14 protein-coding genes are annotated in these 17,036 nt (G+C 37.0%); 13 read left to right on the top strand and 1 reads right to left on the bottom strand.

Going from position 1 to position 17,036, the window contains the following annotated elements; translation table 11 throughout:
* Window positions 1-2 precede the first annotated feature (2 nt).
* The 8 genes from AB8P06_RS06185 to AB8P06_RS06150 all read left to right on the top strand — a co-directional run bounded on the left by AB8P06_RS06185 (window position 3) and on the right by AB8P06_RS06150 (window position 11,911).
* A complete protein-coding gene (locus tag AB8P06_RS06185; RefSeq protein ID WP_369839362.1) occupies window positions 3-1,595 on the top strand; it encodes a RagB/SusD family nutrient uptake outer membrane protein in 1,593 nt (530 codons plus the stop codon).
* Between the two features lie 19 nt (window positions 1,596-1,614).
* Window positions 1,615-2,724: a SusE domain-containing protein gene (locus AB8P06_RS06180; RefSeq protein WP_369839359.1), complete on the top strand. Its 1,110-nt coding sequence runs from the start codon at window positions 1,615-1,617 to the stop codon at window positions 2,722-2,724.
* Between the two features lie 77 nt (window positions 2,725-2,801).
* Window positions 2,802-4,958: a glycoside hydrolase family 97 protein gene (locus tag AB8P06_RS06175; protein ID WP_369839356.1), complete on the top strand. Its 2,157-nt coding sequence runs from the start codon at window positions 2,802-2,804 to the stop codon at window positions 4,956-4,958.
* 216 nt (window positions 4,959-5,174) lie between these two features.
* Entirely contained in the window at window positions 5,175-7,034 is a 1,860-nt protein-coding gene (locus tag AB8P06_RS06170; protein WP_369839354.1) for a glycoside hydrolase family 13 protein, read from the top strand.
* 31 nt (window positions 7,035-7,065) lie between these two features.
* Window positions 7,066-7,584, top strand: a complete 519-nt coding sequence (locus tag AB8P06_RS06165; RefSeq protein ID WP_369839351.1) for a nuclear transport factor 2 family protein — start codon at window positions 7,066-7,068, stop codon at window positions 7,582-7,584.
* Between the two features lie 12 nt (window positions 7,585-7,596).
* Window positions 7,597-8,979, top strand: a complete 1,383-nt coding sequence (locus tag AB8P06_RS06160; RefSeq protein WP_369839348.1) for an MFS transporter — start codon at window positions 7,597-7,599, stop codon at window positions 8,977-8,979.
* 236 nt (window positions 8,980-9,215) lie between these two features.
* Entirely contained in the window at window positions 9,216-10,748 is a 1,533-nt protein-coding gene (locus tag AB8P06_RS06155) for a GMC oxidoreductase (RefSeq protein ID WP_369839345.1), read from the top strand.
* Entirely contained in the window at window positions 10,745-11,911 is a 1,167-nt protein-coding gene (locus tag AB8P06_RS06150) for an MFS transporter (protein ID WP_369839342.1), read from the top strand. Before AB8P06_RS06155 ends, AB8P06_RS06150 begins: the two co-directional genes overlap by 4 nt.
* A 397-nt stretch (window positions 11,912-12,308) precedes the next feature.
* Here AB8P06_RS06150 and AB8P06_RS06145 read toward each other — a convergent pair whose 3' ends face one another.
* Window positions 12,309-12,911, bottom strand: coding sequence for an FMN-dependent NADH-azoreductase (locus AB8P06_RS06145; protein ID WP_369839339.1), 603 nt, complete (start codon window positions 12,909-12,911; stop codon window positions 12,309-12,311).
* Window positions 12,912-12,990: 79 nt separating this feature from the next.
* Here AB8P06_RS06145 and AB8P06_RS06140 point away from each other — a divergent pair, with 79 nt between their 5' ends.
* From AB8P06_RS06140 to purN, 5 genes are all read left to right on the top strand, one after another.
* A complete protein-coding gene (locus AB8P06_RS06140) occupies window positions 12,991-13,347 on the top strand; it encodes a winged helix-turn-helix transcriptional regulator (RefSeq protein ID WP_369839336.1) in 357 nt (118 codons plus the stop codon).
* A gap of 335 nt (window positions 13,348-13,682) precedes the next feature.
* Window positions 13,683-14,411 (top strand): pirin family protein, encoded by a 729-nt coding sequence (locus AB8P06_RS06135; protein ID WP_369839333.1) that lies wholly within the window; start codon window positions 13,683-13,685, stop codon window positions 14,409-14,411.
* Window positions 14,412-14,596: 185 nt separating this feature from the next.
* Window positions 14,597-15,148: an NADPH-dependent FMN reductase gene (locus AB8P06_RS06130; protein ID WP_369839330.1), complete on the top strand. Its 552-nt coding sequence runs from the start codon at window positions 14,597-14,599 to the stop codon at window positions 15,146-15,148.
* Window positions 15,149-15,358: 210 nt separating this feature from the next.
* Window positions 15,359-16,351: a phosphoribosylformylglycinamidine cyclo-ligase gene (purM, locus tag AB8P06_RS06125; RefSeq protein WP_369839328.1), complete on the top strand. Its 993-nt coding sequence runs from the start codon at window positions 15,359-15,361 to the stop codon at window positions 16,349-16,351.
* 75 nt (window positions 16,352-16,426) lie between these two features.
* Window positions 16,427-16,999, top strand: a complete 573-nt coding sequence (purN, locus tag AB8P06_RS06120) for a phosphoribosylglycinamide formyltransferase (RefSeq protein WP_369839325.1) — start codon at window positions 16,427-16,429, stop codon at window positions 16,997-16,999.
* The last annotated feature ends 37 nt before the right edge of the window (window positions 17,000-17,036 follow it).

The raw sequence follows: 17,036 nt of genomic DNA, 5'->3' as shown, positions 1-17,036 counted from the left end.
AGATGAAAAATAAATATTTATATAAAAAAATAATATTGGGGTCTATTACATTAGGAACCTTGATTTCAGCAGGGTCTTGTACAAAAGATCTTGAAAGAGAGCCTAGTTTAGGGCTTACTTCCAGTGTACTTTACAAAGATTTCAGTAACTATAAGCCTGCTTTGGCAAAAATTTATGCAGGATTGGCTATTGGTGGTCAGGGAGACCAGAATAATGGTGATGCCAATACAGATATCGGAGGTATTGATGGTGGATTTTCCAACTATCTTCGTCAAATGTACAGTATGCAGGTGCTTACAACAGATGAAGCTGTTATCGCATGGAGCGATGCCGGCTTACCTGAAATGCATAAGATGACCTGGAATGCATCAAACCCATTTGTTGCCGCAATTTATTTCAGATTGTATAATGTAATTGCAGTAAGCAATGAGTTTATTAAAAATACAACAGATGAAAAGCTTTCGACCAATGGTATTAACGGAGCTAATCTTACTGAAGCGAAATATATGCGTGCTGAAGCTCGTTTTCTAAGAGCACAGTCTTATTATCACGCACTGGATTTATTCGGGAATGTACCTTATGTGACCGAAACTACCGATATCATTAATAATCCGCCACCGAGAATTGTACGAGCTGAATTATTCAAATATGTAGAAAGTGAATTATTAGCATGTGCCAATGATTTAAAAGATGCTAAAACCAATGAATATGGTAGAGTAGATAAGGCCGCAGCTTGGGCATTACTGGCAAGATTATATCTAAATGCTCAGGTTTATACAGGTACAGAAAGAAATACTGATTGTATTACTTATTGCAATAAAGTAATTAGTGCAGGATATGCTTTAAAATCTAATTACGGGTCATTGTTTATGGCTGATAATAATGTAAGCAACCCTGAAGTTATTCTGTCGGTAAATTATGATGGAACAAGCACAAAAACTTATGGTGGATCTACTTTCATGGTGCACGCAGCAGTAGGCGGATCTATGCCGGCTTCTCAGTTTGGCATCAACGGAGGTTGGGGCGGTATCCGTACTACAAAGGCTTTTGTTAATTTATTTTCAGCAAATGATCAGCGAGGAAATTTCTATACCAATGGTCAGAATTTGGAAATTAATGATATAACTGCTTTCACAGATGGTTATGCTTTTATCAAATATAAAAATATCAAATATTCTAATAATGCTCCGGGATCAGATGCCTCAGGTAATTTTGTAGATGCGGATATTCCTTTATATCGTTTAGCTGATATTTACCTAATGTATGGTGAAGCCGTTACAAGAGGAGGATCAGGAGGAGATATGGCAACGGCTTTAGGATATGTAAATGCTTTAAGAACAAGAGCTGGTGCCAGTCAGGTTTCAACAATTAATACCAATTTTTTCTTGGATGAAAGAGCAAGAGAAATGTCTTGGGAATCTACGAGAAGAACTGATTTGATTCGTTATGGGAAGTTTACTTCAGGCACATACTTATGGCCTTGGAAAGGAGGTGTGAAAGACGGTAAAGCTGTGGATGAATACAGAAATTTATTTCCAATTCCGTCTAATGACATTGTCGCAAACCCTAATTTGATTCAAAATCCGGGCTATTAATTCCTAAACACTATAAAAAATGAAACACATATTTAGAATTTTAGCAATTGCTTTTATAGGTCTTTTGGTTATTTCATGTGAAAAAGACGAAGATCAGGCAATTCTTGGTGAAACCGGTAAAGGAAAACTCACTTCAGATAAATCAGCAGTTGTCCTGAATGAAGTTACATCGGGAGATGCTGCAATAAGTTTTAATTGGGTAAAGCCTACATTTGATGTAGCGGTAGTTCCTACCCAACAGATAGAGTTTGGAATTAAAGGGAAAAACTTTAAGGAAAGTGCAGGTTTTGATGCAACAAATGATCTTACAGCTTCACCTATAACGCATGCTCAACTGAATGCAATTATGTTTAGTCTGGGAGCAACGCCGGGAATAGTTAATGATATCGAAGTTAGATTGAAAACATCTGTTGGTTCAGCTGCTTTTTATTCAAATGTGCTTGAGGTTAAGATAACTCCATATACTCCAAACCCAGATATATCATACCCTAAAATTAATGTTCCGGGAGGTTATGCAGGAGCTGCAGGATATGCAGATTGGACGCCCTTAAATTCTCCAAACTTATTCTCACCGGGTAAAGATGGTCAATATAGAGGGTTTATTTTTGTAACCAATCCTAACAGTGAATATAAATTTACAATTAATGAAGTTTGGGATGGAGATAAAGGAGATGACGGAACTTTTACCGGAAAATTATTAGAAACAGGTGAAGTAAATATAAAAGCGGCAACAGCAGGAACATATTACATTAAAGTTGATTGGGCTGGTAATATGTATTCATCTATAAAAGCAGGTTTCGGAATCATTGGTGATGCTACTCCTACAGGATGGAATTCAGATACTGATTTTGTGTACAATCCTGCAACTAAAACTTTTGTAATTAATTCAATTGCCTTAACTAGCTCAGGAGTATTTAAATTCAGAGCGAATGATGACTGGGCAATGAAGTTTCAACCGGCTTCGGCTGACCAGACTTTAACTTCTGGTTCCAGCGTTGTTACTTATTTAAGTTCTGAAAACACGGTTACAGGTGATCCTAACTATAAAGTAGATGTAGCAGGAAACTATAAAGTGGAATTAGATTTACATAATTCTGCGAATTACAGATTAACTGTTACAAAATTGTAACATATAACGAATTTACATAGCAAAGTGTTGCTTTACAGCAGCACTTTCTTTATTTTTAAAGTTTATAAATTGTCAATATGAAGAAAATTACAGTTGGAACGTTTTTGCTCTCAATGATGTTTGTGGGTGTGAATGCACAATCTTTAAAATCGCCGGACGGAAAATTTGAAATGAATTTCCAGTTGAAAGAAGGAGTTCCTTTTTACAACCTTAAATACAACGGCAACGTGGTGGTGGAAGATTCTAAATTAGGATTGAGATTATTCAAAGACACTGCCATAAAATTTGCCTCTGAAATTGCTAAAGCGGAAGATGCTAAATTTGATCTCAATAACGGGTTTACAAAATCAGACGAAAAAAGAGATTCTAAAAATGAAACCTGGCAGCCGGTACTGGGTGAAAAGAAAAATTATATCAATAACTATAACGAATTAGCGGTTACCCTTAATCAGGCTTCTACCGAAAGAAGTATTGTGGTAAAATTCAGATTGTTTAATGATGGATTGGGTTTCAGATATGAGTTTCCGCAACAGAAAAATCTTAACTATTTCGTGATCAGGGAAGAAGATTCTGAAATCGATTTTCCTACAGATATGAAAGCCTGGTGGATTGTAGCAGATTATGATTCCCAGGAATACCAATACCAGGAAACAAAAATCTCTGAAATTCCGGGAAGATGGGATAAAGCCTTTGATGCGAATGCTTCTCAGTCATTAGTTAAAAATGCGGTTCAGTCTCCGCTGATGCTGAAAAAAGAAGGAAAAGATCCTTTGTACGTTAACGTTGCAGAAGCGGCTGTTTTAGATTATCCGGCGTCACATTTAGAAGTGGATGCTCAGAATTTCAAATTCAAAACCCATCTTACAGCAGACAGACAGGGAGCAAAAGGATATATTCAAACGCCTTCCGTTACGCCGTGGAGAACAATTATCGTTTCACCGAAAGCCGAAGAAGTGATGGCTTCCAAAATGATTTTCAATCTTAACGAACCTACAAAATATACCGATACCTCTTACATTCACCCTACAAAATATATGGGTGTCTGGTGGGAAATGATCATCGGAAAATCGCAATGGGCTTATTCTACCGCAGAAAATGTTCATTTGGATAAAACTGATTTCTCAAAATTAACCCCTAACGGAAAACACGCTGCCAACAATACAAAAGTTAAAGAATACATTGACTTTGCAGCAGAAAACGGTTTCCAGGGATTATTAATTGAAGGCTGGAATGTCGGTTGGGAAGACTGGTTCGGACACTCAAAAGAATTTGTATTCGATTTTATTACTCCTTACCCTGATTTTGATATCAAAATGTTGAATGATTATGCACATTCCAAAGGGATTAAGCTGATCATGCACCACGAAACTTCAGGTTCGGCAACCAACTACGAAAGATGGTCTGATAAAGCATTCCAACTGATGAATAAATATGGGTATGATGCCGTGAAAACCGGTTATGTAGGTGATATTATTCCAAGAGGAGAGCATCATTATTCGCAATGGACGATCAACCATTTCTACAGAATTGCAGAGAAAGCCAACGAATATAAGATCATGGTAAACTCTCACGAATCTGTGCGTCCTACAGGAGAAAGCCGTACCTATCCGAACTATATCTCTGCAGAAGCAGCCCGTGGAACGGAATATGAGGCATTCGGCGGAAATAATGCAGACCACCAGACCATTCTTCCTTTCACAAGATGGATGGGTGGTTCTATGGATTATACGCCGGGAATTTTCCAGACCAAACTGGATTATTATTTCCCCGGAGATAAGCGATTTGTAAAAACGACCCTGGTGAAGCAATTGGCTTTATATGTTACGATGTACATGCCGCTTCAAATGGCTGCAGATTTACCCGAAAACTACAAAAAACATATGGATGCTTTCCAGTTTATCAAAGATGTGGCGGCAGATTGGGATGATACAAAGATCTTAGCTGCTGAGCCGGGAGATTATGTAGTAACGGCAAGAAAAGCAAAAGGTACGGAAAACTGGTTTGTAGGCGGAATCACTGATGAAAATAAGCGTGAATACACCGTAGATTTCTCATTCCTTGATAAAGGGGCGAAATATGAAGCTACAATCTATGAAGATGGAAAAGATGCAGATTACATCGATAATCCTCAAAGCTATAACATCTACAAAAAACAGATTACCAGCAAATCTAAAATCAATTTCAAAATGGTAAGAAGCGGAGGTTTTGCAATCTCTGTTAAAAAAGTTAAATAAAATAACTTTGTTTACCATTAAAAATAACCATTTAAAGTTCTTCACAGCCCATAGTGGAGAACTTTAATTGTATTTATGATAAAGCATATTTGAAAATAAAAAGAATAGATAACAATGGTTTATGTGGAAGAATTTAATAATTTTAATCGAATTATGATTTCCAGTCTACAGTAGCTTCACATCGGCTACACTCAATAAACAGTAAACAAAGAACAAATGAAAAAGATATACGCAATTATTGCCCTTTCAGCAGCTGCAGTTGCTTTCTCTCAAAAACCTTTAGATAGGGTAGAGCCTGCCTTCTGGTGGAAAGGAATGAAAAATCCTGAGCTTCAGATCCTGGTCTATGGTAAAGATGTTGCTAAGAATGACATTGAGCTTTCAGACGGAGTTCAGATTAAAAATATTCAGAAAGTTGACAACCCGAATTACGTTTTTGTAACAGTAAATACCAACGAAATCAGTGTTCCCGAATTTAAGATCAATATTAAAAAAGGAAAGAAAAATATAGATTCTTACACTTACGAGCTAAAACAGAGAGAACCCAATTCCGCCAACCGCGAATCTTTCACTTCAAAAGATGTGATGTACCTGATTATGCCGGATCGTTTTGCCAATGGTGACGAAAAAAATGATTCCACACCGGAGCTGACGGAAAAGGCCAACAGAAGTCTGCCGAACGGACGACATGGTGGAGATCTGCAGGGAATTATCAATAATCTGGATTATATTCAAAACCTCGGTGCTACTTCCGTTTGGTTGACACCTGTAAATGAAGATAATGAAAAAGTGTATTCCTACCACGGATATGCACAAACCGATCTGTATAAAATTGATGGCAGGTACGGAACCAATGAAGAATACCGTAAGCTTTCCCGCGAGCTGAATAAAAGAAACATGAAGCTCGTAATGGATTATGTTACCAATCACTGGGGTGTTTCACACTGGATGATTAAGGATCTGCCTACAAAAGACTGGATTCACTGGTTTGATGAAGGAGAAAAAGGTTTCTACCGTTCCAATTATAAAACAACCACTCAGTTTGATACCAACGCTTCGGAGATCGATAAAAAATATGCTCTCGATGGCTGGTTTGATACCACAATGCCCGATATTAATCAGAAAAACCCACTGGTTTTAAAATATTTAACACAAAATGCCATCTGGTGGATCGAATACGCCGAATTAGGCGGTTTCCGGGTAGATACCTATCCTTACAACGATAAAGAAGCGATGGCAAAATGGGCCAAAGCAATAACCGATGAATACCCGAAATTCAATATTGTAGGAGAAACCTGGTTAAACACAGCCGGACATATTTCAGCCTGGCAAAAAGATTCAAAAACAGGTGAAGCCGCCAATTACAATTCCAATTTACCCTCTGTAATGGATTTTATGCTGTATGGAGATATGCCTAAAGCTTTAAAAGAAAATGAAGGCTGGGACAGTGGTTTGACAAGGCTGTACAATGTTTTTACAAGTGATTTCCTTTATCCGGATATCAATAATGTCATGGTATTCTTTGAAAATCATGATACAGAAAGATGGAATGAGATTTTTAACGCAAATCCTCAGGCCTATAAAATGGCTTTAACACTGATCTCTACTGTTCGTGGTATTCCACAGATCTATTACGGTTCTGAAATCGGAATGCGCGGTGACAAAAATAAAGGTGGTGATGCAGATATCCGCAGAGATTTTCCGGGAGGCTGGAAATCAGATAAGCAAAACGCATTCAATCCTTCGGCTCAGACTCCTGAACAAAAAGAATTTTACCAGTTTAGCCAGAAATTATTAAACTGGAGAAAAGGAAAAGACGTTATTCATACCGGGAAAACTAAAAATTACATTCCACAGAATAATGTTTTCGTATATTTCAGGTATAATGATAAAGAATCGGTAATGGTTGTAGTCAACAATAACGACAAAGAACAGACATTAGATTTAAAACGTTTTGCAGAATCCCTGAATAAAACTACAAAAGGAAAAGAGGTGATTTCAGGAAAGGAAATTTCTTTACAGAATAATCTGGCCGTATCTGCAAAAACTTCATTGATTATTGAGCTGCAAAAGTAGTTTGAACACTTTATTTAATTAAATTTAAATTATGAAAAAAATTGCAATCATCTATACGCTGATACTTGTTTTACTAAGTTTCACAGCCATTTCAGCACAAACAAAGTTTGATAAAGATAAAACGCAGATCAACACCATGCTCGATGGCTTCAACGGAGCTGCAGCAAAAGCGGATTTCAATTCCTACTTTAATTATTTCGCTGAAGAATCTACATTCATAGGAACTGATGCAACGGAAGTATGGGATAAAAAAGCGTTCATGATTTGGGCTAAACCTTATTTCGATAAAAAGAAAACCTGGAATTTTACTTCATTAAAAAGAAACCTCTATTTCAGCAAAGACGGAAAAATAGCATGGTTTGATGAATTACTGGATACCCAGATGAAGATCTGCCGTGGCTCTGGTGTAGTAGAAAAAATCAACGGCGAGTGGAAAGTAAGGCAGTATGTGCTTTCCGTAACGGTTCCCAATGATGTAGTAGATAAAGTGGTTGCTGAAAAGGCTGCTATTGAAGATGCCCTTATTCAGGATTTAAAAACAAAAAAATAACATAAAAGCACAATGGCAAAAAAAACAAAACCAAACCTGTCCATGGCTCAGATCATCAACATGAGTATGGGCTTTTTAGGGATTCAGATGGCTTTCGGATTGCAAAACGGAAATGCGAGCAGGATTCTGGCCAACTTAGGGGCAGACGTTCATGAGTTATCCTGGTTTTGGTTGGTAGCACCATTTACAGGACTTATTGTCCAGCCGATTATAGGGCATATGGGTGATAATACCTGGAGTCCGTTGGGAAGAAGAAAACCTTATTTTTTAATAGGTGCGATTTTATGTGCTGTTGGTTTGGTGATGCTTCCCAATGCCGCTTCTGTCACTCAGATGATGGCAGCAAATGTTTTGTTATTGGCGGTAATATTTCTTGCCATGATGGATGCTTCCATCAACGTAGCAATGGAACCTTTCCGTGCTTTGGTAGGCGATATGCTTCCGAAACATCAGGGCACACTTGGTTTTTCAGTTCAAACCATTTTAATAGGAATCGGAGCAGTTATAGGTTCTTATCTACCAAATTGGTTAACACAGCTGGGAATATCTAATACAGCACCACCAGGCTTTGTGGCAGACAATGTAATTTATGCTTTTTATGTGGGCGCAGGGATGTTATTGCTCACAATCCTCTATACGATTCTTACTACAAAAGAATACTCACCACAAGAGTTTGCAGAATTTGAAGGTGGAAAGGAAATTGTAGAAGAACCTTCAAAACTAAGCGACATTTTTAAAGATTTTGCTAAAATACCACCATTGATGAAAAAATTAGGATTAGTACAGTTTTTTTCATGGTTTGCATTATTTACAATGTGGGTATTTACGACTAGTGCTTTGGCAACCCATCATTTTGGACTTTCTCCTGAGGATACTCATTCAAAAGCCTTCAATAATGCAGGAGATTTACAAAATGAATTATTCGCAATTTATAATCTTTGTGCAATTCCATTTGCCTTTCTATTGACACCGATTGCTAAAATGATCGGAAAAAAACAAACTCACGCTCTTGCTCTTTTATGTGGTGGTTTGGGGTTGATTTCAATGTATTTTATTAAAGACGTTGCCTACCTTAAAATTTCAATGATCGGACTTGGTTTCGCTTGGGCAAGTATTCTGGCAATGCCATATGCCATGTTGATTGATGCAATACCACAGAAGAAAATGGGTGTTTACATGGGAATCTTCAATTTCTTTATTGTAATTCCGCAGATCATCAACGGACTCTTTGGCGGACCTGTTGTAAGCAATATTTTCGGAAATTATGCAATAGGTTATGTTGTTGTAGGAGGTATTTGTATGTTGATAGGTGCTTTGGTTACCATGATTTTTATCAAAGCCGATCATGAAACTCCGAAAGAAATAGAAGAAGAAATTCAGCAGGTCCATTTTTAAAGGAATTGTTGATAACAATTAAATAACTATTCAAATAAGAATATATCAATAGGAGCGGGCTTTAGCCCGCTTTTTATTTACAGAAAAAAAGCTTTAGCCAAAACTTATATAATTTCTTTAATATTCAATCATCAAAACCGCAGGAATCTATTTATATAATCAATTGAAATTTAATTTTTTATTAAGCTAACCATGGCTTTTAATCTTTAATTTAGAGAAAATAAAGATTATAAGGAATGTATGACATCATCATTATAGGAAGTGGAGCAGGCGGAGCTACCATGGCTTACCGGCTTGCAGACAGCGGAAAAAAAATTCTGGTTATAGAAAGAGGAGACTATGTACCCGTAGAAAAAGAAAACTGGGATTCTGTGGAAGTTTTTCAAAAAAACAGATACACGACCTCAGAACTCTGGCTTGATAAGCATGGAAAACCATTTCGCCCCGGAATGCACTATAATGTAGGCGGAAATACCAAATTTTACGGAGCCGCTTTATTCCGTTTGAGAGAAGAAGATTTTAAAGAAATAAAACATTACGGCGGAATCTCACCAGCGTGGCCCATTCAATATGAAGACTTAAAAAATTACTACCTCGAGGCAGAGAAACTCTTTCATGTACATGGAAAAAGAGGAGCAGATCCTACGGAACCCTTTGATGCAGAACCCTATCCTAATCCTCCCTTACCACATGAGCCGAGGATTCAGGAAATAGTTGATGAATTAATTGATTATGGTTTACATCCGTTTGAATTACCTGTCGGAGTTAATTTTAAACCTCACAAAACAGCCAACGCTCCTTACACACTCGATCGGTTCGATGGTTTCCCGGATGCTTCCGAAAGAAAAGGAGACGCTCATCTTTGCACATTGTCTAAAGCATTGGAATATCCTAATGTGGAATTAATGACGAATGCAAAGGTGATAAAACTTAATACAGATCCTTCAGGAACAAAAGTTTCTGAAATCATTGTGGAACAAAATGGTGATATAAAAATATTGAGTTCCGATCTGGTTATCCTTTCTGCAGGGGCAATCAACTCTGCAGCTCTGTTATTGGAAAGTAAAAGTGAGCGGTTTCCAAATGGTCTGGCCAATACTTCAGATCAGGTCGGGAGAAATTATATGTTTCATCAGAATACCGCACTGGTTGCTTTGTATACAGAATCTAATCCTACAAAGTTTGGGAAAACATTCGGAATTAATGATTTCTACTATGCCGGCAGAGGATATGAATTTCCTTTAGGGCACATTCAGATGTTAGGGAAATCAGATGCCCATCAGATCCAGGCAGACAGTCCCATTCCGGCACCCGGTTTTACTTTTGAATTAATGGCAGAGCATGCGGTCGATTTCTGGCTTACCTCAGAAGATCTTCCTGATCCGGAAAATAGGGTCACAGTAGAAAACGGACAGATTAAAATTACTTATAGTTCCAATAATCAGAAAGGACATGAGTTTCTTAAGGCAGAACTGATAAAAGCCCTGAAAGCCTCGGGTAAATTTGAGAATTTTCTGTTTAAAGGAATCTATTTCAGTAAAGGGATGAATATTGCTTCACCGGCCCATCAGAATGGAACGACTAAAATGGGAACAGATCCTAAAACTTCTGTAGTAGACGTCAATTGCAAGGCACATGACCTGGAAAACCTTCATATTGTAGATGGTGGTTTTTTTGTTTCCAGTGGTGCGGTGAATCCGGCACTTACCATTATTGCCATGGCCCTCAGAGTGGGTGATCATCTTAAAAATCATGTTTTGAAGTCATGAATTCTAAACAGGCCAAAATTGTTGTTATATTTTTATTAGCCTTTTTTACCGGGCTTAATTTTGTGGTATTTCCGGCATTGGGAACGGCTTTTACAGATCCTTCCTTATTCAAGCTTTCATCCTCACAGTTTGGGAATTTATTTATTCCACAGGTGATCTGTATCATTATTTCCTGCCTGGGAGCTCCTTTTTTAGTTAATAAATTAGGTCCGAAGATCATTTTGGCTACAGGATTATTATTGATGATTGCATCAACAGGTGCTTTATGGGTACTTCAGTTTTTTGTGAGCCATACCTCTTTATTGTTTCCGGTATTAATGATTCTGGTTGCATTTACAGGTTCCGGTTTTGGACTTTCTATTACTACGCTGAACCCTTTAGCTGCCAGTTTGTTTGAAGATAAAAAATCTTCGGCAATTTTGATTTTACAATTTTTAGTGGGATTGGGTACATCTGCTTCTCCGATGATGATGAATCTGATAGGAAATGTAAAAAACTGGATGTATGTTCCCGGATGCATATTTGTCCTGGTCACAATAGTTTTTGTCGCTTTTTTATTCTTAAAATTAGAAAAAGAAAAGTTTTTCGAGCTCCCTCAGCATTTTAAAATTCCACCGAAATTATGGCTCTTTTTTATCACCATCGTTCTGTATGGATTTATTGAAGGAACCTTCGGAAGCTTTGGAGCAGTCATCCTCAAAAATCAGGGACTTGATAACAGCAAAGCCAGTTTAGGACTATCTTTATTTTGGGGCGGAATTGCCCTAAACCGTCTGCTCTTTGGAATATTTTCTGAAAAAAACAATTTGTCTTATATATTTCTTATCTCTCCTTTAATGGTTGCAGCTCTGCTTTTTGTCCTTTCAATCTATCCTGACGTGAGCATCATTGTACTCATGATGTTTCTTATTGGTTTTTTTATGGGCAGTATTTTTCCGGGATCTATCGGCTGGGGAACTGTAGAGTTTCCTACACTTTCAGTATTGGTTTCCGGTTTTTTAATGGCAGCCAACCAGATTGGAACCGGGATTATTACCAATGTTTTAGGCAGTTTCTCCAATAAAACAAATGTCATTTTCCAGTTTCTCATTCTTTGCATGACGGTCATCTGTGCTTTATTTTTCTATCTGAAAAGAAATTCGAAAATAAAAGAAGCTTTTTAAAACTACATTATCAGAAAACTATCATAGCAGAGGATTATAACTTAAACTTAAACATAAACATCTGTGCAAATCAGTGTCATCTGTGGGGATTTTATTAATATCCTTATTTCAGCCTGTAGATTTAACAAATAGCGGAGATTTTATAACTTAAACATAAACATTTGTGCAAATCAGCGTCATCCGTGGGATTTTATTAATATCCTTATTTCAGCCCGTAAACAGAACCTGTGATACCTACTTTTTAAAAATCTGCCCAATCCGCAAAATCCGCGAGAATATTTTCACAATAAAAAAGACCCAAAGTACTCCAATTCAATACAAACTCTGCAAACAAAAAATTGCCAACAGCGCTTTAAAATTCACCATTGACAATTTACTTTTCACTTTCTTTAATTCCCTAAACTACCGCTGCTTCAATCTCAGAAAACGTCTTAGATAAACTCTCTTCTCTCAAAGGCGGAATAGCCATACCTTCACTTTTAAAGACTTCTATATCCGTAATCCCGATGAAGCCGAGTAAAGTTCTGAGATAAGATTCTATTGAATCAATGATTCCCTTTTGCTCATAAACACCACCGATCGCAAAATTCAGATACACTTTCTTATTCTGCAAAAGGCCTTTTGGAGTTCCGTCGGCATAAGAAAATGTTTTTCCCGCTACAGCAATATGATCGATCCAGGATTTCAATGTAGATGGAAAACTTAAATTATATAAAGGAACACCGATCACAATAATATCAGCTTCCTGAACCTCTTTTAAAGCTTCTTCAGAATATTTTGATGCCTCACGCTCTTCATCAGTTCTGTTTTCATTAGCGATCGAAAACGATTTAAAATGTTGTATTTCCAGATGTGGAATCGGGTTTGCTCCCAAATCACGGACAATAACCGTTGTTTCAGGATTTTTTTCTGCTAACTGATCAATAACAGCCTGGGAAAGTTTGTTGCTTGCAGAGTTCTCCCCATTAATGCTTGTTTTGATATTTAAAATGTTTGCCATTGTTTTTTATTTAACTGTGACAAAATTATTGTAAATTTACTTTCGAAAGTATAGTAGTTACCTAAAGGAAAGTGAAAAAATGGAACACAATCATAAAGAATGTATGCAGGTATTAAGACCGGTTCGTGATACCCTGGATGTTATCAATGGTAAATGGAAATTACAGATCATTATCTCTTTGAATGCAGGAAACAAACGGTTTACCGAAATTGAAAGAAGTATTCCCAAGCTTACTTCAAAAGTGTTAGCTAAAGAATTAAAAGAACTTGAGCAAAATGGCCTGGTAGAAAGAGTGGTAAAAGATACTTATCCGGTTTCCATCGAATACAACCCGACAGACTATACCAAAACTTTACAGCCTGTTCTGGAATCTTTGAAAGACTGGGGCGAAAATCACCGTAAGCATATCTTTGGAGCACAGGAAGCAAAAAGCTAAAAAGGCAAAATCGCTGAATAGCTAAAAGACAAAAGGGCTGAAAAGCTGAATAGCTAAACTGTAAAGAGTGAATAGGAGAGGTTGTTTTATCTTTTAAATATTCTCTTTCTGATTTTACAAGAGTTTAAATACTTTATTAATTATTCTTGTTAAAAAGTATATTAAAAGACGATTCAACGATTCAACGATTCAGCTATTCGGCCCTTTTGCCCTTTTGCCTTTCCGCTTTTTTGCTATTCCGCGATTTTACGATTCAGCAGTTCAGCCTTTCTTATCCTACGTCAACATTTCCAATATCCGGATGTTCTACATTTGTACTATAAAATAATTACATAATGAAAACAGTATATCATAAAGCAGATTCAAGAGGCCACGCTGATCACGGTTGGTTAAATAGTTATCATACATTCAGTTTTGCCAACTATCAGAATCCGGAACGAACTCATTTTGGAGTTTTAAGAGTATTGAATGACGACACCGTTTCCCAGGGAATGGGGTTTGGAACACACCCGCACAGAGATATGGAAATCATTTCTATCCCTTTGGAAGGTGACCTTGAGCATAAAGATTCCATGGGAACTACTGCAGTAATCAAAAAAGGAGAAATCCAGGTGATGAGTGCCGGGACCGGTGTTATGCACAGCGAATACAATAAGAATAAAGATGAAGCGGTGAAATTTTTACAGATCTGGGTTTTTCCTAGAGAAATGGGAGTTGAGCCGAGATATGACCAGAAAAGTATTAAAGAAGGTGAAAAAATCAATGGTTTCCAACAGATTTTGTCACCCAATAAAAATGATGACGGCGTATGGATCCATCAGGATGCATGGTTTAACCTGGCCAACTTTACAAAAGGAAATGGTAAAAATTATGTATTCAACAAAAAAGGCAATGGTGTTTATGCATTTGTGCTGAAAGGAAGTGCAAAAGTAGGTGACAGAATCCTGAATGAAAGAGACGGATTGGGAATTTGGGATACTCAGAGTTTTAACATTGAAGCGATTGAAGATGCCGAAATCCTTTTAATGGAAGTACCGATGGAATTACCATCTTATTTGAAATAATTAATAAAATTTTTCGCAAAATAAAAATTCCCCTCTCCTTGAGGGGTGGCGAAAATTCAAAGAATTTTTGACGGGGTGGTTAAAATATTAGTGCCATTGCAGGTTTAAAAAATAAACTGTCAAAAAACTTCACGATCTTTGCCATGAAAATTAAAAACAATTTACATTTTAAATAATAATATTCAATGAAAATTTTAGCAATAGCAGGAACGAATTCCGAAGCTTCAATGAACAAGCAATTAGTAGCTTATGCTTCTACCATATTTGAAAATGCAGAAGTGGAGGTAGTAGATCTTAATCCTTTTGAAATGCCGATTTATAAGCATGAAAGAGAACTTACGGGAGGAGTTCCGCAGGAAGCAAAGGATTTTGCAGCAAAAATTGATGCAGCAAACTTATTATTGGTTTCTTTACCTGAGCATAACGGCACATATTCAACCGCTTTTAAAAATGTGTTCGACTGGGTTTCAAGAATCAAAGAAAGAACCGTTTGGAATGAAGTACCGATGTTATTAATGTCAGCTGCACCGGGAGCAAGAGGTGGAGCAGGAGTTTTGGAAGCTGCAACCAAGCGCTTCCCTTTCCATGGAGGAAATATTGTAGAAACTTTTTCACTTCCGTTTTTTAATGATAACTTCGATAAAGCCGCTCAAAAAATTTCTAACGAAGAAAAAGACAGTGAGTTAAGAGAAAAAATTAAAAAGATTTCGGCAATCGAAACAATCCTGGAAAAATAGAATTGTAATATTAATTTAAAATTACTATTTTTGCAAAAAGAAAAAAGATGAAAATTCAGTCCACTTTCAAAGAATGTTTCTCCATAAAAGGGAAAACTGTGGGCACTGAAATTCTGAGATAAAATAACGGCCGATAATCTACCAAGATTGTCGGCTTTTTTATTTTCTAAAATTGATATAAAAAGTTTGAAATAAATTTCTAAAAGTACGATGAGCAACACTTACAAATCAGCAGGAGTAGACAAAGAAGAAGGATACAAAACCGTTGACAAGATCAAAAAAGCGGTTGGTGAAACCCACAATTCCAATGTATTGAATCATTTGGGAAGTTTTGGGGCTTTCTATGAGATCGGAGGATACAAAAATCCTGTTTTGGTTTCAGGAACCGATGGAGTGGGAACTAAACTGAAAGTAGCTTTGGATTCTAAAAAATACGACTCTATCGGAGTAGATTGTTTTGCAATGTGTGCCAATGATATCCTTTGCCACGGTGCAAAACCGTTGTTCTTTTTAGATTATCTGGCTTGTGGAAAATTAGATTCTGAGATCGCTGCCGAGATCGTTTTGGGAATGGTAGAAGCTTGTAAAGATAACAACTGTGCATTAATAGGCGGTGAAACTGCTGAAATGCCGGGAATGTATCAGCCGGGAGACTATGATGTTGCAGGATTCTGTGTAGGAATTGTAGAAAAAGACCAGATTATTGACGGTTCTAAAATCAAGCCGGGTAATAAAATTATTGCGTTGCCAAGCTCAGGCTTCCATTCAAACGGATTTTCACTGGTAAGAAAAGTATTCCCGGATTTTGAAGAAGAATTTGAAGGGAAACCATTATACGAAACCCTTTTGGTACCTACAAGATTATATTATAAAGACATCCATAAAGTAATAGAAGAAGTACAGGTTTCAGGTATTGCTCACATTACAGGAGGTGGTTTATATGAAAACATCCCGAGAATCATTCCTGAAGGTTTATGTGCTTCAATTGACGCTTCAAAGATCAAAATTCCAAGTATTATGCTTGAATTAGAGAAAAGAGGTGGCGTTGCCCGCGAAGAAATGTTCGGAACCTTCAATATGGGTGTAGGGATGATCGTGGTAGTAGATGCGGAACACGCTGAAAAAGTGCTGCACCTTTTAGATGATGCTTACGAAATCGGAGAGATCACGGAAGGAAGCGAAAAAATAAATTTAACTGTATAAATGTATTGACGTAAAAAGTATTCATGATTTTAAAAGTCATTAATACATTAGTACTTTTTACATTTTACAAAGGATATGAAAAACATCGTTGTACTCGTTTCAGGTTCCGGAACTAATCTTCAAAGGATTTTAGATACCATTGAGAGCGGAGATATTCAGAATGCACAGGTAACTTTAGTAGTTGCAGACAGAGAATGCTACGGACTGGAAAGAGCCAAAAACCACAATATAGAAAACGTACTGATCCCGAGAGGAAAAAATTTCAGCAGCGAGTTGGGTAAAATAATCCCTGAAAATACAGATCTGATTGTATTGGCCGGCTTTTTATCCATTCTGAAACCTGAGTTTTGTGACTACTGGAAAGGTAAAATAATTAATATACATCCGGCATTGCTTCCGAAATTCGGAGGAAAAGGAATGTGGGGAATGAATGTTCACAATGCCGTCATTGAAGCTAAAGAATTAGAAAGTGGAGCAACTGTACATTTCGTAACCTCGGGAATTGACGAAGGAGAAGCCATTCTTCAGAAATCATTTGAAGTGACAGAAAATGATACTCCCGAAACTTTAGCTGAAAAGGTACACCAGATTGAATATGAAATTTTCCCAAAAGCAATCAATAAAGTACTGAATAATGTATCAGTATAATAATGAAACAGTTTACCAATGATTATGCATTGTTACA

This window comes from Chryseobacterium tongliaonense, assembly GCF_041224435.1.
In the GTDB taxonomy this organism is placed as follows: domain Bacteria; phylum Bacteroidota; class Bacteroidia; order Flavobacteriales; family Weeksellaceae; genus Chryseobacterium; species Chryseobacterium tongliaoense.
This window is presented reverse-complemented; position numbering and strand designations above follow the sequence as displayed.